Genomic DNA, 21,493 nt, shown 5'->3' with positions numbered 1-21,493 from the left:
TATTCCTGATATAAAAAATTAAATATTGCCCGTAGTGGGCGGGTGTAGCAAAAAATCAGATGGAACTTAAAAACTTCAGGACGGTACTACAAGTATTACTTATACAACAACGAAATAAAGATTTATTAATTACACGCTTTTTAGCTACCGCTCACTATATAGAGTTGCCAGAATATGTCAAATACTATCGTTTGCTAGGCTATATAAACAGGGCACTTAAGCTACTTTAAAGTAACTAAAACAGTCCTTAAAACTCAAACTCAAGTGCTAAACGAAAGCTGTGATCTTTGCCCGATTGACTAAGTTCACTAATAAAACCCGCTTCCCATTTTAACTGGCGTTTAGGGCTAAATCTGTGTAGCCCAATAAAGCCTGGACCAACCCCAAAAAAGTCCTCTCCCGCATAGATTTCTATCGATGGTTGAAAGGCTGAACGATAGCGATAACGGTATTGTAAGCGAAACTCGCTTTCCCACTCGTTTGCAATATCAGCGCCCCATTCATACACTAAAAATGCGTTCATAGTCAGGCTTGTACGGCCAAACTCTTTTTCCCATAAAAACCCAGTTGTTGCTTCGTATGCATCGATATTATGCTGCTTTTCAAGCTCAAATAACGCTCCCCAATCGGCCCATAAACGGCCTTGCTCAACCAGCTGCCAACGTAACTCAAGCTCATACGAAGATAAGCCAAAATCACCGTTATCATCTCGTTCGCCAACTAAGTAGCCCTCAAGACTCATGGTGTCGTTAATTGCGCCACCAAAGCCTGCACGCTGTGCAAGGACATTACCGTTATCGGTTTGCCGAGACACTAAACGCCACTCGACCTCACGTTCAAACGGCATCACATAAGGGTGATATACTTTATCAACCACCATGCCATCTGCCTGCGCGACTTGGCTGACACTTGCTAACAACAAGCAACTTAAGCTAATTATTAAGAACCGCATACTGGCTCCTCTGTCTTTTTAATTTTTAAAACGCGCGCTAAGGCAATAAATACTACAGCAGCAATAACATACACCCAGAGCGCAGTTTTACTCGGCGTGGCTTCGTAGCCCACTAAGGCTTTTAATACGCGCCCAAGCTCTGAGTTTTCAACTAAAAATCCACGCCAATCTAAATAATTTGAGGTCACGTCTAGTAAGTCGACCTGACTTGCTAAATCGAGAAATATCAATAACTTTGCTGTTGCATTAAAGGCAAGCAGCACGACTAAAGGCTGCACACCTGCACGTCTGACGATACTTTCCAGTAAAAAGAACAATAACACACCAAAACTAATACAAATGCCCACACCTAAACATGTACCGAGTATCAATGGCTCAGCGGTATCTTTACTGTGCCAAAAGCTGACCAAATAGATCATGTAATGGCTTAAATACAAGGTCATGGTTGCAATCAAGGCCAGTGCAGCCGCCATTTTTCGATGCTGACAACTCATTAGTGCAGCGACAAAAATCATTATACACAGCAGCATTTGTATGAACTCTAAGCCTCGGTGATCAAGTAACTGACTCAGCCAAGCAGCGGCTTGTACAAATACTAAGCTCATCAGGGTACCAATAACGGCATAAATACTCAGCTGGCGCTGACTTAAAGGCACGATCAAACTCAAAAGCACAGCTAAAATAACCACAGGTAAAAGCTGATTAATGCTCATTAATAAACTAGTTATCAGCATCATTCACCTCCGTAGCCACGACAGTTCCTCTGGCTGTATTAGGCGAAAATTCTCCAAAAAAATCATAACGTCCAGGGCTGAGCGGTCCGATATAAATGACACTCTTACGACCTGGGTAGAGCACTTTTTCACGGTTTAAGTCAAAGCTATCGAACTCTTCTGGGGTATCATCTTGGTTTTCGATAACTAATCGCAGCTTTTTATTGGCAGGTACTGTTATTTCAGCGGGGTAAAACAAATGATCTTTTAAAATCAGCTTGTACTCTTTGGCATAGGCAAGCCAAGACGACATACATAGTAGCAGCATAGAAAGCGCTAAAATCCATTTATTCACTGACATCTCCTTGCATAAAAGAGACACTCACTCGCAAGCCACCAAGGTGACTATCTGCTAAAGCAATATCAGCATTATAAATCGAGACTATGTGTTCAACAATGGCCATACCAAGCCCGGCTCCTTGTTCACCTGATGGATGTTTATCACCACCCACACGGTAAAAGCGGTTAAAAATGCGCTGTTTTTGAGCTTCATCAATGCCTGGACCCGAGTCATCTATTTGCCAAATAAAACGATTATTTTCGGTTTTCAGCGTAATACAAATTTCTCCCATAGCTGGGGTATATTTTATGGCGTTACTCAGTAAATTGCCAAACAAAGTAACTAAGGTGAATTCGTCACCGGCAATGATAAAATCATCGCCATCAATGCTTATGGTATGCTCTTTTTCGTCAATACGATCATAAAGTTGTGCAACAACTTGTTGGCTAATTTCTAACACCGACACGGGGCTAAATTGCGCTTGCCATTGCTCTGGATAAGTACGCCCCAAAATCAGCATTTGCTCAACGATATTGTTCAGTTTATCAACGCCTTTTTCCATCGCATCAAGCTCAACACTCTCAACACCTTGAGCCACTAAATTATGCACATTGATTTTTAAACTACTGAGCGGGGTACGCAGTTCATGGGCCGCATCTGAGGCAAAAAAGCGCTCTCGTAAATAGGCACTTTCAACCCGTTTGAATAGATCGTTTAAGCGGCTTATTACGGGTTTTATTTCTTGCTCTGGGGTTTGCCAAGGGATTGCAGTAAAGTCATTTGCTTGACGATGTTTAAGTTGATTTGATAACCGAGTTAGTGGCGCAAGCCCTTGTTTTACAAACACACTAATAAGGAGAGCAAGGATAGGCACACTCCACAACAGCGGCGTCATGGCCGATAGAATCACGGTTTCGGTTAGCGCCACACGTTTACTCAAAGGCTCAGCAATAAGCACCCGCTTATTACCTTCGCTTAAGCGATACACTTTGACGCGTTGCCCAGCCAAGTTCTCAACACTAAACCCGGTTTGCCACTGACTTTGATTACTAAGATTTTGCTGCAATGATTTTGAGCTTGAGGCCAAGCTGTCATCAACCCAAACTTGAAACAATAACTGCGGTAAATCACTGGTATAAGCTGGAGTTTCTTTACTGAGTGGCTGCTCGATTAACACATGTGCCAGCGTTACTAGCTCGTTATCGAGCAGTGCTTCAGCCTGATTCATACTTTCACGGTAACCTTTAGTAAATGCCAAAAAGCAGGTTAAGATCACCATAGACAATATAAGTAGAGTCAGCCTTTTACGAATTGACACTAGCGTTTACCCACCACATAACCAATGCCGCGCAAGGTTTTAATAAACTCTTTTGGGAATTTTTTACGCAAGTGATGAATGTGTACTTCGATGGTATTAGACCCCACCTCTTCGCCCCATTCGTACAGTTTACTTTCTAACTGCTGTTTTGATTGCACGCGACCTTGGTTTTCTAGCAAGGCTTTAAGGAGCATAAACTCTTTGCGCGGCAAGTTTACTGGCTCACCTTGAAAGCTCACGGTAAAAGCGGCGGTGTCCATTTCAACATCACCGACTTTTAAAGTGCTGGTCTGAGCTTGGGTCACACGCCTGCTGGCAACCCGAAGACGGGCAAATAATTCTGCGGGATCAAAAGGCTTTGCTAGGTAATCATCAGCACCTAAATCAAGCCCCATGACTTTATCATCAATACTGCCCCGAGCCGTTAAAATCACCACGGGCAGGTTTTTACGATGCTTTTTGATGTGTTTTAAAATGTCGATGCCATCACCGTCTGGTAGTCCTAAATCAAGGACTACCAGCTCAATTTCATCATTTTTCAGCCATTGCATCGCTGACTTAACGGTCGAACTATGTTCAACACTGTATCCTTGTTGACGTAAAGAACGACACAGGCCTTCTGCCACTAAGTGGTCGTCTTCAACGAGCAATAAATGCATAGTTTATCTCTTTATTTTTTTCTCTACCTTAGCCAATAGCTTAGTAATTTCTTGTTGGCGGTAAAGATCTGCTTTTGGTCTATCAGGGCGTGCTGGCGCTTGCTGTGCAACCAATAAAAACTCTCTAGCTGATTTATACTTGCGCTCGTCATATAGGAATGACGCATATAAATAGTTGCTATCGATACCACGCGGGTTTAATTCAAGCGCTTGCTTAAACAATTTTTTCGCTTCATCGTCATCACCAAACCCAATTGGCCAACCAGGTACTTTACCGTATAAGGTTGCAAGGCTCGTGTATGCTGAGCCATCAAGCGCTTTTGGATCTAGGCTTAGCGCTTTTTCAAATTGTGCTTTCGCATCTTTTGCAAGACCTAGCGCGCCTAAACCTCCTTTCGCCCCCGCATAGCTCGATAGCACAATACCGTACCAAATATGGCTGGCTGCTTGCTGGTCGTTCGCTTTTGTAAACTCTGCGGTTTCGCTCGCTAATTTTTCGAATGCATCTAACTGCGCATCGTCAACTAATTCGTAATTAACCACTGCCCACTGTTTTTGCACCGAACTTAAATCGCTATTAAAGTCGGCTTTTGCAGGCGCAGCCATGATAACACCTAACATCATTAGGGCTTTAAAATTTAGTTTAGTCATAATCATTCACCTTAATCAATTTAGTTGGCAAAAAAACTTTTAATTTTAGGAAGTTGTTTTGCTATTGCGTTATCAACGAGTGATGGAAATGCACCGTTAATACGGGCAAATAATGTTTCTGGAAAACCAATAAAACGACGACGTTTTTTTGATTTAATTAAATCTATTAATGCATCAGCCACTTTTTCTGGCGGATCCATGGTGTTACCCAGCTCTTTGTTCATCGCGCGTACTTGCGGCGAATTAATCGCGGTATCGGTGGCACGAGGCGCTAAATACAATACTTTGACATCGCTGTGGCTGAGCTCTCTGGCAAGGGCTTCGGTCATCCCTCTTAGGCCAAACTTGCTAGCGCAGTACAAGGTTTGATATGGATAACCAATGCTGCCAAACGACGAACCAATATTGACAATCGTGCCTTTATTGCGGGTCACTTGTGGTAAAAACAGCTGACATAATTTAATAGGCACATGCAGATTAATATTTAACAGGTGATCAATTTGCTGCTCGCTAATTTCACTAAACCCCTGCATTACATTAACGCCTGCGTTATTGATTAGTAACGTTGCCCCGCCAATTTGCTGAGCAAACTTAGCAAGGTCATCGCGAGATTCACTGTTACTTAGGTCAGCCTGAAAATACTCAGCATCATTGCCACATTCCAATTGCAGTGCAGCAAGTTGCTTCACATTTCGACCAACAAGTAATAAACGCCAACCTTCTTTTGCAAGGCGAAGGGCAATAGCACGGCCAATCCCCCCTGTTGCACCGGTTAGCACACAAACTGGGCTACTCATGCGCTTTGCTCCAAGTCAGCCTCGCTAAAGAAAGGTTCTGAATCGAGGTCACGGAAAATATTGCCGTACAATTTATAAAAACATTTTGCGGCGTGAATGATGGCTTGCTGGTCGTCCTCGTTATCAATTTTGTTCATGAGGTTTTCGAAAAACTTCACATGCTCAATATCCAGTGCACCGTGCGAAGTAAGGTAGGTAAACGCCTTTTTAGGTAAGCCTACAGCCTCACGAACTTGCCCTGCTGCATTATCGGCTAATGCAATCGAAGTACCTTCAAGCACATGAACCATGCCAAAGAATGCTAATGGGTTTCCGCGATTAATTGCATCATAGGCATACGACACCATTAATTCGGTCGAAAACTGTGGACGAGAATGACGCACTTGCTCTTTATCAAAACCACAGGCTGCAATATCGTTTAGCACCCATTCTTGGTGGCCTAACTCTTCTTCGATGTATTCTGCAACAGCTTCGCGCAGCCACTCTTGTTTATCGCTCAGCTTTGCACCGACTGCCATCAACAGTGGTACTGTGTGCTTAACATGGTGATAAGCTTGCGTTAAGAACGATGCATATTCACTTAGGCTTACTTCACCTTTAAAAACGCGGCCAATAACCGGCGCAGCTAAAAGGTAGTCACGCTCTGTTTGTGTTTCGGCTTGTAATGTATTGAAAAATTGACTCATGCTCGTCGCCTCTTGATAAAGTGCAGAGATCTCTGCAGCAAAAAATTGATTGATAACATCGCGTTTTGGGCGACTATTGCAGGTTAATAAACCTTGCGTGTGGCTCATAGGCTCTGCCATTCGATGCCATTTTCTGATTTGTGCGTATTCGGGTAGTTGCGCGTTTTGTGCCGTGATATGTGCAGCAAGTTCAGCGTCATTCATCGCTTGGTTTGCATAGATAAGCGCAGCTAAAAATGCCTGGCCTTCGCCAATCACCACCGCTTGTTGTATCTGGCCGTGGCTAAGTAATAACGACTCTGGCCATTCGGCGCTGATATTGCGCCCAAAGCTGGTGATCAGCTGATTTTTCAAGCGGCCTTGTATAATCAAGCGACCTGCTTGCTCAGTAACGAGATCGCCGGTTGCATACCAATCGTCAGCATTTTGCGCGGCTTGACCTAAGTACCCCAAAAACAATGAACCCTTGATATAAAGCTGGCCATTTTCAATTTTGTATTGAATGTGCTTAAGTACTCGCCCTGCGGTGCCGATGTCATCATCATCGCGAGTGTTTAAGCTCACTACCGATGACGATTCAGACAAACCATAGCCTTGATAAACCGGTAAACCGAACTCACGGGCTTGCTTAATGAGCGCTTGGCTTACAACAGCACCACCTACTGCAATAAACTTTAAGCTTTTAGGTGCTTGCCAACCTTGCTTTGCGAAAGCCACTAAGCAAGTCAGTAGTTCAGGCACTAAAATAAGGGTATTTGGCTCAGTGCGCTCAATTGCGGCTATTAATTTGTGTGGCTCAAGTAACTGTGCACCAGAAAAACCAAGTTCAGCTAAAGGCACTAAATTAACCGTGCCACCAGCTAATAGCGGCGCATAAACACCGGCTAAATTCTCAAGCAAAACCGGTAGCGGCAGTAAACACAAATGGTTTGGCTTTTCTAAATCAATGCTTTGATAAAGTGATGTTGCCACCTGCAATTGACTCTCAAGCGATAAACACACGCCTTTCGGTGTGCCTGTTGAGCCAGACGTAAAGGTAATCTTTTGCGTGTTTGAAAAATATGGCACAGGCTGTGTATTACTCAATTGGTAAACATATAAAGGGTAATGCTTACATACATCTACTAACGCCACTAATTTAGCATGCTCACCTTCGTAAGCACGGTCACATACAAATAGCCCTGCTCCGCTATTTTGCAAACCAAACGCTACTTGCTGAGCCGTAAAAAACGTTGGTAGCGGAATGGCCACTCTTTTAAGCTCGCTAAGCGCAGCTTCTAATACACACCAAGCAGGTGTGTTATCTAATTGATAAGCCACACCTTGGGCATCAAATTCTGCCAAAGTAGGTAGTAAACGAGTTACTTGCTCAGTAAATTCTTGTTTAGTTAGTGAGCGCACACCATCGCTTTTGTGGCAAACCATTAAGGTATCGCTATCTTTATGTGGTAACTGTGTTAACCAACTCATAACGCCTCCAAAAATACAGCAAGCTCAAGCGATGACTGTAAACACTGCTGTTTGATATTGAATAAAACGGGGGTATTTAAAACACGCTGATGAGCTTCGTTTAGGTCAACCACACAAATGGTTGGTTGATTGTCGTAATAGCTACCCCAGCTTGCTGGATCTTGAAGTGCTTGCGCATTTGCAACACCGATTTCTTTGCAATTTACACCCAGCATTTTTAATAGCGCTCTCACTTTACGGGTTGCACAAAACACTAAATATTTTGCCCCTGCTTGATAGAGTGCTTCGTTCATTAAAACAAAATGTGCCAAGGTGGCTTTTCGATGCGTTGAGCATAAGTTACCTAGCTCAAAAATGTGCTCACGCTTGGCACCGACAAAGTGCTCAATAGACGCAGGGAGGTATTGTTCAATAAACAAAGGTTGTGATGCAGAGCGAAGACCTAACGTACATACTTCATCATCAACATTAAGCTCACAAAGTAGCGGCATGAACTGCGAAATTTTCGCATCATAAGCTGCAGCAAAACCTTGCTTGATATTACTCTCAAGGCGGTCACGGAATTGACCTCCTTCACGAGTGCAAACAAAGGCCGGATCTTGAACTTGAGTTTGATGTGATTGTTGAACTGAAAGCATAATTGTTCGCTCCACTTAGGTTATGTGTAAAATTTATCGAGCGAAACTTAAATAAAACTTAAGAAAAATTAATTTTTACAAATATTTTTCAACCTCATGATATTTAATGCTTTTATTTTTATTAAAAACAAAAATGCCAGTCTGTTTGACTGGCATTTTAATACTAAAATTAACGTTAAACTCAGGTTACTTAACGATAGTCATCTCTTTAAGTAAATTTTGAGCATTATCAACTTTATCCATTACCCACAACATGTATCGTGAATCAACGTGAATTGAGCGATTTAAGTTTTCATCGTAATCCCAATCACCAATAATGCTTTCGTAAACACCATCAAATAACAAACCAACGAGCTCAGCATTACCGTTTAATGTTGGAGAGCCTGAGTTACCACCTGTAGTATCTACGTTCGATAAAAAGTTAACCGGAACCGTATTCATACCGCCGGTATAATCGCCATAAAGCTTTTGCTTAATTAACTCGTTTTGTTTCTCTGGCGAGTTGAATGGTTCAACACCGGTGTTTTTAGCAAGCAGTCCTTCTAACGATGTAAAGGGGGTTGCCACTAAGCCATCTTGCGGTGAATAGCCGCCTACCGTACCGTAAGTTACACGCAGGGTGCTGTTAGCGTCTGCATAAACAGGCTTATTAAGTGCCTTGTTATAAGCAATGATTGCTTCCATTAATGCAGGACGAGCAGCTTGCTGTTTACCAGCCAGTTCTTTTTTCGCATCTTCAATATCTTTTGTGACCGCAAAAATTGCATGCGCATATTGAATAAATGGATCGCTACTTTGCTTTAACTGAGCAAGGTCAAGATCTGCCATCCATAAACGTTTGCTTTCATCTGCAAGAACCGATTTAGCATACATATCATCAAGCATGGCTTGTTGTTTTTGTTTATCAAAACCGTTTGTTAGACCCAGTGCTTTATCAACCTCTGCAACTCGCTCGTCTTTAGGTAATGCTGCATACTGCTCAATAAAATACAGTAAAATAGCTTTATCTACGGCTTCATCATAACGACGGCTCATGCTTTTTAAACGAGACTCGATACGTGGCATATCACGCTCTTGATAACCGCTTTCGCGCTCAGCATCTGGCTTTTGTTTTTCGTAAGCTAAACGGTATAAACGTCGAGCAGTTGAAATCATTTGTGAGCGGTGTACGTAACCTAACATACGGTCACGCTGGTTATGCTCTTGCGACTGTGCAACTAGCGCAGATAAATCAGCAAGTACCTGTCCGTATTTAGCTTTGCGCTTACTATCTTCATTGATCCACGCGGTGAGATCTTTTTCGAATTGTTGCTTACGGCTATACATTGACCCTTTGTTAAAGCTCTCAATCATTGAACCGTAGTTTTTAATGTAGTTGTTATAACCCGCAATCGTGCTTTCGTAAGCGATACGTGCCTCTGAACCCTCTGGTGCATTTTCTTCGATTAACGAGACATATTTCGAATTATACTTACGCGCTAATGGGTAGGCCGTGTTAAACACATAGTCAACTTCAGGCGAAATACGGTAACGGTTTGTGCTGCCTGGGTAACCGGTCACCATCACAAAATCGCCTTCTTGAACGCCTTTAGCGCTTACTTTTAAAAACGCATCACTTTGGTACGGCACGTTGTCTTCTGAATATTCAGCAGGCTTGCCATCTTTGCCAACATACGCGCGATAGAACGAGAAATCACCTGTGTGACGCGGCCACATCCAGTTGTCGATATCGCCGCCGTATTTACCGACGCCCATAGCGGGTGCATACGTTAAACGCACATCTTTGATTTCTAGCGATTTGATCAGGTAATACTCAAGACCACCGTGGAAAGTATACACATTACAGCGGTAGCTTTGGTCTTGCTCACACTCACTAACAAGTGCTTTTTCATTTGCTTGAATAGCATCAAAACGTGCTTTACCCGTTAGCTTTTCAGTACCTTGGTTTACTTTATCAGTTACTTCAACCACTTCCTCGGTTACATAAACACGAGAACCCGGCGCTGCAGGCACTTCTTCGCCCGTTGTTTTTGCTAAAAAGCCATTTTCTAAAATGTTGTTTTCGGTGGTCGAGTTGTATTGAATCGAACCATAGGCACAGTGATGGTTAGTTACGACTAAGCCTTTCGGTGAAACAAACGAAGCAGTACAGCCACCAAGGCTAATTACCGCGTTCATCGGAAACGCTGTTAATTTAGAAATTGACTCTACATCAATGCTCAAGCCTTTCGCTTTTAACACTGATTCAAGCTCTGGTAGCTGGTGAGGTTGCCACATGCCTTCGTCGGCAACAGCAACATTTGCTACAGCGAGACCCACTGCAGCAGCAATAAATTTAAAACGCATAGTCGTCCTTTATATTATTATGTTTATCATTTTTAGCGGTCATATCATTATCATTGTGAAGATGAATAGCAATAATTTGCGACCGCTAATGTCAAAATTTGTAAACCATTTTAGGTTCATGAGCCTAACACTTAGACTCATCAGCTTAATGTTTAGATTCATGAACCACGGCATTGTGGCCATGTAAGCTTTCTTGGTGTTCGACCTTAAACTGGTAATCAGTAATACTCGGCATGGTTTCGAAACACTGTTTTAATCGCCTTGCAGCATCTTCGCAAAACAGTAAGTTTTTTGCGTTAAGGGCAGCAAATGCTTGTTCATCTTCACGCTTCACGGCCGTTTGTACAGGGGTACCAATAGCTTGCTCACATACTGTGATAAAGCCGCCAATATCGGGTAGCTTCTCATTACTAAAAGTGACATCAATATAAGCATAAGAACGCTGGCTATGAGGGGTTGCAATAGAGCCCTGTTCACTTGCAAGCCAACTGAGTAAAGAGGCTTTATCTATATGCTCATCGCTAAATTGTTTATCGACGGCTTCGCTCAAAAGCTGCCTCGATAATGCCGCTGAACACGGGCAGGTACTGCTGTAGGCTACATCAGCTTTTAAGTTGATAGTCATCGACTGCTTCTTAGTTATCGTTAAAACAACAGGGTAAGCATTGTATCCGGCATTGTCGCTAAGGAGTGCTGGTTTTAGCAGCGGTAAATCAAAATGCAGCACCAGTTTTGCGCCTTTACTTAAGCCTTTTTGTGATGCTAAAACGGCTTCCATAAACTCGTTAATACGCTTAGTCGATAAGCTTTGATTAGCCAATAGCTGATTAAGTAATAAATAAAGACGCGACATATGAATGCCTTTAGCATCACTATCAAGGCTAACAAAAATATCGGCTTTGGCATTCAGGTGCACATCAACATGAGGGTGTGCAAGTTTCAAAGGCAATGCTATTTTTTCCATGCCAACCCATTTTAAAGGCGACTGAAAATCTACATTAGAGTGCGAGGTAATATCGGGTAATTGCATATCAACTTCTTTTAACGATTGAATGTTAAGGTCATAGCGGCCTGCTTGTGCGGGTATACGTGCTGTCCATCAAAGATACACTCACCATTTACAAAGGTATGTGTTATTCGGTGTGAAAAAGTAGTGCCATTGAAAGGGGTCCATTGGCATAAGTAATGTGTGTTTGTGTGCTCAACGTGCTTTTCTGCGCTTGGGTCAACCAGGACTAAATCTGCAAAGTAACCTTCTCTGATAAACCCTCGATCTTCGATAGCAAATCGCTTTGCCACGTTATGCGCTGTTTTTTCAACGACTTGCTCTAGGCTCAACGCACCACGTTTTACCTGCTCAAGTAACGATAGTAATGCATGCTCGACGAGCGGGAGTCCTGCTGGTGCAGCGCTGTATTGTTGCTGCTTTTCTTGCAAAGTATGAGGGGCATGATCGGTGGCAATAATATCAATGCGACCATCGCGTACTGCTGCGAGTAGCGCTTGGCGATCTTGCTCTGATTTTATGGCAGGGTTACATTTAATTTGATTGCCATAGTGTGTGTAATCATCTTGGTTAAACCACAAATGATGCACACAAGCTTCGGCGGTTATGTGTTTTTGCTCTATAGGTGCGTTACTAAATAGCTCTAGCTCTTTTGCTGTTGTAAGGTGTAAAACATGCAGCTGCGAGCCATAGCGTTTTGCCAGCGATACGGCGTACGATGATGATGCATAACACGCTAACTCATCACGAATTAACGGGTGATGTTCTATTCGTAACTCACCATAGCGTTTTTCTATTCGGCGCTGGTTTTGTTGAATAACCTCCCCTTGCTCGCAATGGGTTGCAATGAGTACTGGGCTTTCCCGAAAAATGGCCTCTAGAGCATGTGGGTGTTCAACCAGTAAATCACCTGTTGATGCTCCCATAAACACTTTAACGCCGCATACATTTTTAGCATCAAGAGCTTTAATTTCATCAAGGTTGTCTGGGGTTGCGCCAAAGTAAAACGCATAATTCGCAGCGCTCGTTTGCGCCGCTATCGCGTATTTATCAGCAAGTGCTTTTGCCGTGGTAGTCGAAGGTGAGACATTAGGCATTTCCATAAAACTTGTAATGCCACCGGCCACTGCAGCGGCAGATTCACTGGCAATCGTGCCTTTGTGAGTAAGGCCTGGCTCTCTAAAATGAACTTGATCGTCGATCATGCCTGGTAATAGCAACAGACCGCTTGCATCAATTACCTCATCATTGGCCTTGGCACTGATATCTTTGGCAATTTCAGCGATTCGATTACCAACAATTCGTACATCGTTTAATTCGCGCTGTCCTTCATTAACAACGCAGGCGTGTTTGATTATGATAGCCATATGACTCCTTGCTTATTCAGCAACATTTGCAACTTATCGTAAAAAAATGCACTCCATGGCAAGATTGATTGCAGACTAAATTGTTACAATATAACATACCATAAGATTTTTATTTAGACACTGTTATGAGTCAAAAAGATCAATTGGTTCGAGCTATTTAAGCTGTAAAGTTATAAGTGGCTTTCCGATCTTAGAGAATTTTAACGGCTTATCGCAGCCAATAATCACCTTATCGCAACGTATGAGGTCAATTGTAATAAGACACAGTATGCTGGGCTCATTGATCACATGGTGATACCTGCCTCATATAAGTGCTTTTTTGTAGCACTTTTTGTAATCCGTTTTAACCGCTATGCAAATCAAGAGCTTATAAAACGTATGTGCAAGGTTATATCGACACAATTTAATTTTAAAAATGACAAGAGAAAAACTATGAAACACCTAATCGCAACCGCGATCAGTTCTGCGCTGTTACTTACAGCCTGTTCAGAACCGCAAACAACAACATCAACGCCTAAATCAGAGCAATCAGCGCCTGTTGCTGCAAATGAGCAAGCTAACCCACTGTTTGTGAAAAGCGTATTACAATACGAAACGCCTGATTTCAGTGCGATTAAAGATGAACATTTCATGCCGGCATTTAATAAAGGCATGTCTGAGCAAATGGCTGAAGTGCAAGCTATTATCAACAATCCAGCAAAGCCTGATTTTGCCAATACGATTGTTGCGCTTGAGAAAAGTGGTGAGCTATTAACACGCACACGCAGTATTTTTTATAACTTAGCGGGTACGGATTCAAACCCGGCACGTCGTGAATTACAAAAAGAATTAGCGCCAAAACTAGCGGCTCATAGCGACAATATTTTCTTAAATAAAGCACTCTTTGAGAAAGTAGCGGCTATTCACAGCGAAACTGACAGCCTTGCCTTAACTGCTGAAGAAAAGCGTTTATTAGACGTTTACTACAAACGTTTTGTGCGTGCTGGCGCAAAATTAAGTGCAGAACAAAAACAACAAATACGTGATATCAATACGAAGCACTCGAGCTTAACAACTCAGTTCTCACAAAACTTATTAGCACTGACTAAAACAAATGTTGTTTTAGTGGATGACAAAGCAGAGCTTGAAGGCTTACCTGCAGGTCAAATTGAGCAGCTTGCCAATGCCGCAGCTGAAGCTGGCCACCCTGGTAAATACCTAATTAAGATCACAAACACCACGCGTCAGCCTATTCTGGCAACACTGAAAAACCGCGATTTACGTGAAAAAGTATGGCGTGCATCGGCTGAGCGTGCATTATCGGGCGAAAATAGTAACCGTGATATCGTGGCAGAACTTGCTCACTTACGTGCTCAAAAAGCAAAACTATTAGGTTACGACAGCTGGGCTGATTTTGGTTTAGAGTCACAAATGGCGAAAAAACCACAAGCTGTATTTGATATGTTTGCGAGCATGATCCCTGCATTAATGCAGAACGTCAACGCAGAAGCGGCAGCTATTCAAGCTAAAATTGATGAATCAGGTGAGCAGTTCAAATTACAGCCATGGGATTGGTTATTCTACGCAGAGCAAGTGCGTAAAGATAAATACAACCTTGACGAAAATGCAGTGAAAGAATATTTCGAGTTCAACCGTGTTCTTGAAGACGGCGTATTCTTCACCATGAACCGTTTATACGGCATCACCTTTAAACCACGTAACGATATTCCGGTTTACCACCCTGATGTAAAAGCCTATGAGTTATTTGATGAAAATGGTAAAAGCTTAGCCATTTTCTTTGCTGACTACTTCGCTCGTGAAGGTAAGCGTGGCGGTGCATGGATGAGCTCATTCGTTAAACAATCTGGCCTTAAAGAACAAAAGCCAGTTGTCGTAAACGTTATGAACATTCAAAAAGGCGCGAATGGCGAACCTACGCTTATCAGTTATGATGAAGCAACAACGATCTTCCACGAGCTAGGCCATGGCTTACACGGCATGTTCTCAAACGTGAAGTATCCTACTCTATCTGGCACCTCAGTATCACGTGACTTCGTTGAATTCCCATCAACATTTGAAGAAGATTGGGCAATGTATCCTGAAGTTATCGCTAACTATGCGAAACACCATAAAACTGGCGAGCCAATTCCTGATGAGCTACTGAAAAAAGTAATTCAATCACGTAGCTTCAACCAAGGTTTTGATACCCTAGAATACGTTGCTGCTGCACTACTTGATATGGAATGGCATTCACTCTCAGCTGATGCTCCTTTACAAGACATTGAAAAGTTTGAGCAACAAGCGCTTGCAAAACATGGAGTTGATGTAGCATTTGTACCACCTCGTTATAAGTCAGCCTTCTTCTCACACTCAATGGGCGGCGGTTACTCAGCGGGTTACTATGCTTATATGTGGAGTGAAATCTTAGCGGCAGACGCCTTTGCCTTTGTTCAAGAGCAAGGCGGTCTAAAACGTGAAATCGGTGATAAATACCGTAAAGAAATTTTAGAAGTCGGTAACTCACGTGACCTAATGGAATCGTACAAAGCATTCCGCGGTCAAGAGCCAGACACATCAGCATTATTAAAACGCCGCGGCCTAAAAGCAACCGTTCAATAACTAAAAGCCTTAAGCGGTAAGCTTTAAGCGGCAAGCTGAATCGTGGGGTTGTCGAGTGTTGATGACCCCACAACGATAGTAAAAGGAGCTGTCAGCCTTCAGCTATCAGCGGTCAGACGCGCGAAACAAGTTTCACGCCTACGAATGAAAACATCAGGCGCTAGGTACTAGGCTCTAGGGCGCGATGTAAAATCGCTGCTACCTCGTATCTCGTACCTCGCACCTCGCTAACTTTCCCCTCGCTAACTTTCCCCTCGCTAACTTTACTCTCGCTAACTTTCCCCTCGCTAACTTAAAACAAAAAAGCCCTTACAGCGAGCTGTAAGGGCTTTGTTATCACTATTTAAAAGTCTTATTTACGTTTACGGCGACGGCCGATAAGCGCTAATGGTGCAAGTAGTAGTGTTAAGAAACCAAAGCTACCGTTGCTAGATTTAGTTACTTTCTTCTCTTCTACTGGCTCAGCTTCGTTAGTTACGGCAACAGTGAACTGCTCTGATACAGAGTCTGTACCATCGCTCACTGTTACTTCAAATACTAACTCGTCATCGCTTGAGATAGCACCAGGCGTGAAGCCTAGAGTCGCAGTATCAGCACCTGTAAGTGTTGCTGTTGTGCCGCTTAGTTGCGTCCATGCATAGCTTAGCGTGTCATCACTGTTACGGTCTGACGCTGTTGCCGTTAATGTGCCTGAAGCAGACTCAGAAACAGACTCATCACCCGATACAGAAAGCAATGGTAGTGCGTTATCACATGCTAATGCATCACCAGCAATCACGTTTGAGAAGATTGGTGACGTTACATTGCTAACAGTTACGTTATCAATCCACCAGCCGAACTCACGTACTGCGCTGTCTGATGACATACGGAAACGTAATTTTGCACGGTTACCGTTTAGTTCAGTACCGAAACGAATTGTTTCGTAGTTACCATAAACACCGTTACCATCAACATTGTTACCTGTGAAGGTATCGCGATCTTGTAGTGCTTGCGCGTCATTTTCGATTAGTGGGCCATCGTAACCAACATCAAATGTACCGCCCATTTCAGTAACATCTACCCAGTTACCACCGTTTACGCTGATCTCTACAACACCACCATCCCATTCGTTTTCGATTAGGTAGAAGTGCCAGAATGAAACTTCAAAATCACCAGCAAAACCGATATCAAACTCTCTTGATTCAACCGCAACATCTGACTGGAAGTCATTGTTGTTTAGATACATGGTTTGCTCGCCAAGACCGAAGCCAAAGCTGTTGAAGAAGTTAACATTACCGCCAGTTGCCATGCTTTGTGTGCCAACGGCTAGGTCATCACCTGTCATTACGTTTTCTTTCCAGTCACGTAATGAAGCGCCTGCTACTTCCATATCGTCAGCAGTTTGTGAACTAACTGGTGCTTTATCTTCAAAGTCCATGTTCACAAGATAAGATACTTTATCGGTTGCTGCTTCAACAATTTCGTCATCAGCAGACAGTTCAGGGAATGACACTTCGATTTCAAGTGTATCAGCAGTGCCCGCATCATTTAGTGTAAACGTGATAGGTGCACTTGTTTGTGAAGCATACGGTGTTGTATCGTCGAAGGTGATTAAACCATCATTTTCGAACGTTACATCGTGACCACTAACAACTGTTAACTGTGCTTGTGTACCCGTCAGTACTTCACTACCGGTATTCATGATGCTAACCGTTAATGTACCTGTTTCACCTTTATCTAGCACGTTATCGTTTGAACAATAACCTAATTCCGCACCGTTGTAGTTTGCATTCATTGCCACATCTTTCAATGTGAAGCTAGCAAGTTTCATTTTGTCTGATTCAACAACACCGGTTAAATCTTCGCTGAAACGCTCTGGTGCTACAGCACCTAAGCCCATACCACGCTTAGCAAATGCACCTAAGATTAGTTTGTAATCTTCTGGGTCTACTGCGTACGCTGCAGCTAAGATAGCATCACGTGCTTCTGTGTATAGCGGAGCAACAGGAGTTAGCTTGTAACCAGCAACTAAGTAATTAGCCATGCGGTTTTGCGCGTCTTCAAAGCCGTGCTCGTTGATAAGTGCTACATAGCTTTCCCAAAGCATAGTTGCCCAAATTTCACCAGCTGCGTGTGGTGAAGCAACACTTGTTGGTGCAATGCCTACATCAGCACCTTCATTTTCAGTAATGTGGCGGAAAGACAGCGGGTTTACTTCCATATTAGTTGAATATGGAACACGACGGATACCGTAGTAGAAATCTTCTACGAAAGTACCGCTACCGTAGGCTTTTTGGAACTTGTCGTTACCTGGAATGTTAATGTCATCAGCTTTAGCAATGAACATAAGCGAGTGGAAATCACCCCAACCTTCGCCCATCGCACGGCCTTGGAAGTTAATAAGACCTGATGAGTTACCCACTAAACGGTTACTGATATAGTGACCCCATTCGTGAGCAATAATACCGTTATCTAGCGTACCGTCTTTTAACGTTGCTTTGTTGAACATATTAACAGTAACAGTGTCGCCTGCAGCGATACCATCGTAAAGTGCGTGACCATCAGCATAGTTCAGACCCATGTTAGGAATGATAACGGCATCATCTTCACCGCCCATCGGCGCTGGTTCATCTGTATCAGGGTTGTTGTTTACAACGATTGCACCAATTGCACCCGCTTCTTGAGCGTGAAGTACTTTTGCTGTGAAGTTACAAGAGCCACGATCAACTAGCGCAATTTTGCCAGCAAGCTCAGCTGCATTTGTTGCTGGTTGACAACCATCTGTTACGCTACCAGAATCGGCATCATCGCCATCAACTAGACGAACAACTTCGCCTGCGATATCAGCAAATTGCATTTGACCAAAGCCTGATACTTTAGAAGACTCTAGAAGACCAATTGATTCGTCAGATGTAACAACCACACCAAAATCTACACCCACTTTCGCATCTTTCGAGTTGTATAAATACATTTGCATGCGTGGGCTTGCACCGTCAGCAGGGGTTGCCATATTAGCGTTATTTAAACCGCTATTATCTTGCGCTTGCGCTTCGATTGGGTCGCCTTCTACACCACCACGGCCGTAGTTTGATACTTGCGCAACATTTGATGTTTCGTCAAAACCATGGTCATAGAAGAAATCGTGTAAGAAGTTATTCATGTAGAATAAGTTAACGATCGCCGCTTTACGATTGTCGTAGCTGTTTGCTACTTGATCAACTTGGTAAGGGTAATCGAATGTGTAATCTGATGTAGTTTCAGCAGTGAAGTCACCTTCTGTGTAACCTTGAGGTGCAATTACATCAGCATAAGCAAATACGTTGTTACCTGATGTTGTTGTAGCGTCATCAGCAAGCCACGGATCCATCGTGCTTAGTTTTTTGTAGTAAGACAAGCTTACAAGTGGTGCATCTAGGATTTCAGTTTCATCAATTTGATCTGGGCCATCAGCTGGGATCACGTCACCGTGTGGACCTTCCCACGGGTAACCATCTTCGTCAGCCCATACACGGTAGTTAAAGTCTGCCGCGTGTGCTTTTAAGTCTTTCTTGAAATAAACTTTGCTGTTTTGCGCACCGATAACATAGCTGAAGTAATCGCTTTCTAGGCTGTTTTTATCAGCAACTTCTACTTCAACATAGTATGCAGATTGCAGCTCACCCGCTACTTCAAAGAATACTTTCTTAGCACGTGGCTGTCCTAATACAACTTTTTCACCACTTTGGTTAGACACTGTGTACTTAACATAGTCGCCTTGCTCAGTTGATTTAGTTAGCGACACATTGATATCAGCAAGTTCTTTAATTGCACGTTTAATGCTTTGCTCAGCACCTACAAACTCAGCAAGTGGCGCGAACGACTGCGTTGCATTTGAACTTGTGTTAGCGAAATAACCAGAACCTGCAACTAAGTTATATTCTTTGTCCATGATCAGGTTGTATTCACGGTTGAATACTTCAATATCATGAACTTTTTGTTTGTATTTAGCTGTGATTGAGCCAAGTTTTTGCTCAGATAAATCTGTTAATACAGCGCTTGATACACCTTTTTTCGCTGTACTAACCCCAGTTAAGGCATTTAAATAAAAATCTGCAGCGTAAGCATTACGTTGCTCAGGAAGCACCATGGCCATGTCAGGCTTAGCTTGATCAACTGCATTCCATAGGAACGTAGCTTTACCTAATTGCGCATCGAAAATAGATTTGTGACCCGAAACAGTTCTTCGCTCAGCTAATGCACGTTGCTGAGATACTTGAGGATTAAATTGTACTTGAGAGCTAACACTTGAAGCATTATAAAAGCGAGTTTGTTCACTTGCCTGTACTTGAGATGATGCCAAGATAGCCGTTACCATGGTAGCAACTGCCGTTACTTTAAATTGAGACATTCCTTACGTTCCCTATTGTTATATTTTTATTTTCGGTTAACAATCATAACCAACCCCAATGTACCTAATACGGCAATTAAAAAACAGAATTAATTGTAAACAAAAGTAACAAACAAGCAGAGTAAAAATGAAACAAGCAATTAAAATACAAGCACTTATGATATCATTAGTACTAGTATCTGGCTGTCAAAAAAGTGAAATATCTGATCAAGACACAGAACAGCAACCAACAGCTAGTTCACAAAAAGAACAAATTTCAGTTAAAGATGTTAAAAAAGCAGTCGAAATCAACAAGCAAAAATCGACGAACGCTTTTAGTAATAATGGCGAAAAAATTACCTTTGATGCACCTACTTTAACCAAGGGCACAGAAGTCTTTAATCACGTAATGCAAGAGCGCGGCATTGCAACGGGTGCAATTTACTTAACGCTAAAAGAAAACAGCTTACCGGTAGAGCTTAGCAGTCAATATGCGCTGAAAAAAATGACCAACAAAAGCTACCGCTACCTTGCTGAAAAAGACACTGATTTATTAAAAGTGCAAAACGCTTTTAAACAAAATGCCAATGTCGATATTGTTGAAATTAAAGTTGATTATTCACCGGTAAAAGAGGTGATGTAGGTTGGGTAGAGCGCAGCGAAACCCAACGTGAAGAAGCTGTCAGCCTGTAGCAGCGAGTTTATCCCGCGTCATCATACTAGGTTCTAGAAGGAGCTGTCAGACGCGTGAAACAAGTTTCACGCCTACATCAAACCGTAGGCGTCATGCTTGCATGGCGTGTCTAACATTCAACGCCATTTAATCAAGCTAACTCAACATTCAAAAACAACACTTTCGGCTTAAAACTTACAGCTGAAAGCTTAAAGCTTTTTTACCTACTCCACCACAAAATCAAAATAGGTTGCGGGGTATGCTTGCGGTTTGTAAGTAAAATGCCACCATTCCATTGAATAAGGGGCGAAACCGGCCTCTGTCATCAGGCTTTTTAATTTGTATCGATTGGCTTTTTGCTCTGCACTAATGCGTGGGTCGTCGGTGTTAGAAAGAGTGTCGAACATATCAAATGGTGAGCCCATATCGAGCTCTTTGCCTTTTGCATCAACTAAGGTTAAATCAATCGTTGAACCACGGCTGTGACCCGATTTAGCAGCGATGTAATCACCAAGCAGTTTGTCTTTGCCTAAGTTTGGATAAAACTCAGCTTTAGTGCGGGTATCTTCTAAATCGTTAACCCAACGTACAAAGTGATCAACAGCGCGCTGCGGGCGATAACAATCATATATTTTCAAGCTCAGGCCTTGGGTTTGCGCTGCTACTTGCACTTTTTTAAGGGCTGTAGCAGCACTGTTGTGCAATAAACATTTTGGCGCGTTGTAACCATCAACTGGTTTGCCAACAAAGTTGTGATGGCCAAAATAACGAATATCTAACACAGCATTAGGTAGCAAAGCACCAACATCCACAAATTCGCTACGTTTATCATCGCTTGAGTCTGCATAAACATTGCCTGTTAAAATAACAGCAATACATAACAAGGAAATGGATTTAGTTAAACGAGTCAAAAAAGTGAATGCCATTTTGGTTT

16 protein-coding genes and 1 pseudogene are annotated in these 21,493 nt (G+C 42.7%); 2 read left to right on the top strand and 15 right to left on the bottom strand.

The window, feature by feature from the left end; translation table 11 throughout:
* Nucleotides 1–247 precede the first annotated feature (247 nt).
* From IMPJCBKJ_RS01060 to IMPJCBKJ_RS01005, 13 genes and pseudogenes are all read right to left on the bottom strand, one after another.
* The gene (locus tag IMPJCBKJ_RS01060) at nt 248–952 is read right to left on the bottom strand and encodes a hypothetical protein (RefSeq protein ID WP_138600143.1); all 705 of its coding nucleotides are present in this window, start codon (nt 950–952) and stop codon (nt 248–250) included.
* Nucleotides 940–1,689, bottom strand: a complete 750-nt coding sequence (locus tag IMPJCBKJ_RS01055; protein ID WP_240920972.1) for an iron transporter — start codon at nt 1,687–1,689, stop codon at nt 940–942. Before IMPJCBKJ_RS01055 ends, IMPJCBKJ_RS01060 begins: the two co-directional genes overlap by 13 nt.
* On the bottom strand, nt 1,673–1,993 hold the full coding sequence (locus IMPJCBKJ_RS01050; protein WP_171041562.1) for a cupredoxin domain-containing protein: 321 nt from the start codon (nt 1,991–1,993) through the stop codon (nt 1,673–1,675). Before IMPJCBKJ_RS01050 ends, IMPJCBKJ_RS01055 begins: the two co-directional genes overlap by 17 nt.
* Nucleotides 1,994–2,012: 19 nt before the next feature.
* Nucleotides 2,013–3,323, bottom strand: a complete 1,311-nt coding sequence (locus IMPJCBKJ_RS01045) for an ATP-binding protein (RefSeq protein WP_166338261.1) — start codon at nt 3,321–3,323, stop codon at nt 2,013–2,015.
* Complete coding sequence (locus IMPJCBKJ_RS01040; protein ID WP_138600140.1) at nt 3,323–3,982, bottom strand: response regulator transcription factor; 660 nt, start codon at nt 3,980–3,982, stop codon at nt 3,323–3,325. The genes IMPJCBKJ_RS01045 and IMPJCBKJ_RS01040 overlap by 1 nt, the downstream gene beginning before the upstream one ends.
* 3 nt (nt 3,983–3,985) lie before the next feature.
* Nucleotides 3,986–4,606, bottom strand: a complete 621-nt coding sequence (locus IMPJCBKJ_RS01035; RefSeq protein ID WP_240701288.1) for a hypothetical protein — start codon at nt 4,604–4,606, stop codon at nt 3,986–3,988.
* A gap of 47 nt (nt 4,607–4,653) precedes the next feature.
* Nucleotides 4,654–5,430, bottom strand: coding sequence for an SDR family oxidoreductase (locus IMPJCBKJ_RS01030; protein ID WP_054563176.1), 777 nt, complete (start codon nt 5,428–5,430; stop codon nt 4,654–4,656).
* Nucleotides 5,427–6,116, bottom strand: coding sequence for an iron-containing redox enzyme family protein (locus IMPJCBKJ_RS20655; RefSeq protein WP_206004054.1), 690 nt, complete (start codon nt 6,114–6,116; stop codon nt 5,427–5,429). The genes IMPJCBKJ_RS01030 and IMPJCBKJ_RS20655 overlap by 4 nt, the downstream gene beginning before the upstream one ends.
* Before the next feature lie 474 nt (nt 6,117–6,590).
* A pseudogene (locus tag IMPJCBKJ_RS01025) lies at nt 6,591–7,541 on the bottom strand (AMP-binding protein); the annotation flags it as partial.
* A 41-nt stretch (nt 7,542–7,582) separates the two neighbouring features.
* Nucleotides 7,583–8,224: a thermostable hemolysin gene (locus IMPJCBKJ_RS01020; protein ID WP_166338257.1), complete on the bottom strand. Its 642-nt coding sequence runs from the start codon at nt 8,222–8,224 to the stop codon at nt 7,583–7,585.
* 186 nt (nt 8,225–8,410) lie between these two features.
* On the bottom strand, nt 8,411–10,570 hold the full coding sequence (locus IMPJCBKJ_RS01015; protein ID WP_166338255.1) for a S46 family peptidase: 2,160 nt from the start codon (nt 10,568–10,570) through the stop codon (nt 8,411–8,413).
* A 145-nt stretch (nt 10,571–10,715) separates the two neighbouring features.
* A complete protein-coding gene (gene folE2 / locus IMPJCBKJ_RS01010) occupies nt 10,716–11,600 on the bottom strand; it encodes a GTP cyclohydrolase FolE2 (RefSeq protein ID WP_166338253.1) in 885 nt (294 codons plus the stop codon).
* Between the two features lie 11 nt (nt 11,601–11,611).
* On the bottom strand, nt 11,612–12,943 hold the full coding sequence (locus IMPJCBKJ_RS01005) for a dihydroorotase (protein ID WP_166338251.1): 1,332 nt from the start codon (nt 12,941–12,943) through the stop codon (nt 11,612–11,614).
* Between the two features lie 432 nt (nt 12,944–13,375).
* Here IMPJCBKJ_RS01005 and IMPJCBKJ_RS01000 point away from each other — a divergent pair, with 432 nt between their 5' ends.
* Nucleotides 13,376–15,541, top strand: coding sequence for a M3 family metallopeptidase (locus tag IMPJCBKJ_RS01000; protein WP_166338249.1), 2,166 nt, complete (start codon nt 13,376–13,378; stop codon nt 15,539–15,541).
* A gap of 352 nt (nt 15,542–15,893) precedes the next feature.
* Here the strand turns inward: IMPJCBKJ_RS01000 and IMPJCBKJ_RS00995 are convergent, their stop codons facing one another.
* Entirely contained in the window at nt 15,894–19,907 is a 4,014-nt protein-coding gene (locus IMPJCBKJ_RS00995) for a rhombosortase-dependent M36 family metallopeptidase (RefSeq protein WP_166338247.1), read from the bottom strand.
* 127 nt (nt 19,908–20,034) lie between these two features.
* On the opposite strand from IMPJCBKJ_RS00995, the gene IMPJCBKJ_RS00990 reads away from it, so the two are divergent.
* A complete protein-coding gene (locus tag IMPJCBKJ_RS00990; RefSeq protein WP_166338245.1) occupies nt 20,035–20,529 on the top strand; it encodes a hypothetical protein in 495 nt (164 codons plus the stop codon).
* Nucleotides 20,530–20,783: 254 nt separating this feature from the next.
* Here the strand turns inward: IMPJCBKJ_RS00990 and IMPJCBKJ_RS00985 are convergent, their stop codons facing one another.
* Entirely contained in the window at nt 20,784–21,485 is a 702-nt protein-coding gene (locus IMPJCBKJ_RS00985) for a M15 family metallopeptidase (RefSeq protein ID WP_166338243.1), read from the bottom strand.
* Between the last annotated feature and the right edge of the window lie 8 nt (nt 21,486–21,493).

Origin of the sequence: Pseudoalteromonas sp. MB47, assembly GCF_011319765.1 — a bacterium.
Classification (GTDB): Bacteria; Pseudomonadota; Gammaproteobacteria; order Enterobacterales; family Alteromonadaceae; genus Pseudoalteromonas; species Pseudoalteromonas simplex.
The sequence above is the reverse complement of the archived record's forward strand: the minus strand, read 5'-3'. Positions and strand labels throughout refer to the sequence as shown.

Coding starts and splice junctions, on each gene's coding strand:
- IMPJCBKJ_RS01060 (WP_138600143.1), bottom strand. CDS start 952: ATGCGGTTCTTAATAATTAGCTTAAGTTGCTTGTTGTTAGCAAGTGTC.
- IMPJCBKJ_RS01055 (WP_240920972.1), bottom strand. CDS start 1,689: ATGATGCTGATAACTAGTTTATTAATGAGCATTAATCAGCTTTTACCT.
- IMPJCBKJ_RS01050 (WP_171041562.1), bottom strand. CDS start 1,993: ATGCTGCTACTATGTATGTCGTCTTGGCTTGCCTATGCCAAAGAGTAC.
- IMPJCBKJ_RS01040 (WP_138600140.1), bottom strand. CDS start 3,982: ATGCATTTATTGCTCGTTGAAGACGACCACTTAGTGGCAGAAGGCCTG.
- IMPJCBKJ_RS01035 (WP_240701288.1), bottom strand. CDS start 4,606: ATGATGTTAGGTGTTATCATGGCTGCGCCTGCAAAAGCCGACTTTAAT.
- IMPJCBKJ_RS01030 (WP_054563176.1), bottom strand. CDS start 5,430: ATGAGTAGCCCAGTTTGTGTGCTAACCGGTGCAACAGGGGGGATTGGC.
- IMPJCBKJ_RS20655 (WP_206004054.1), bottom strand. CDS start 6,116: ATGAGTCAATTTTTCAATACATTACAAGCCGAAACACAAACAGAGCGT.
- IMPJCBKJ_RS01020 (WP_166338257.1), bottom strand. CDS start 8,224: ATGCTTTCAGTTCAACAATCACATCAAACTCAAGTTCAAGATCCGGCC.
- IMPJCBKJ_RS01015 (WP_166338255.1), bottom strand. CDS start 10,570: ATGCGTTTTAAATTTATTGCTGCTGCAGTGGGTCTCGCTGTAGCAAAT.
- folE2 (WP_166338253.1), bottom strand. CDS start 11,600: ATGCAATTACCCGATATTACCTCGCACTCTAATGTAGATTTTCAGTCG.
- IMPJCBKJ_RS01005 (WP_166338251.1), bottom strand. CDS start 12,943: ATGGCTATCATAATCAAACACGCCTGCGTTGTTAATGAAGGACAGCGC.
- IMPJCBKJ_RS01000 (WP_166338249.1), top strand. CDS start 13,376: ATGAAACACCTAATCGCAACCGCGATCAGTTCTGCGCTGTTACTTACA.
- IMPJCBKJ_RS00995 (WP_166338247.1), bottom strand. CDS start 19,907: ATGTCTCAATTTAAAGTAACGGCAGTTGCTACCATGGTAACGGCTATC.
- IMPJCBKJ_RS00990 (WP_166338245.1), top strand. CDS start 20,035: ATGAAACAAGCAATTAAAATACAAGCACTTATGATATCATTAGTACTA.
- IMPJCBKJ_RS00985 (WP_166338243.1), bottom strand. CDS start 21,485: ATGGCATTCACTTTTTTGACTCGTTTAACTAAATCCATTTCCTTGTTA.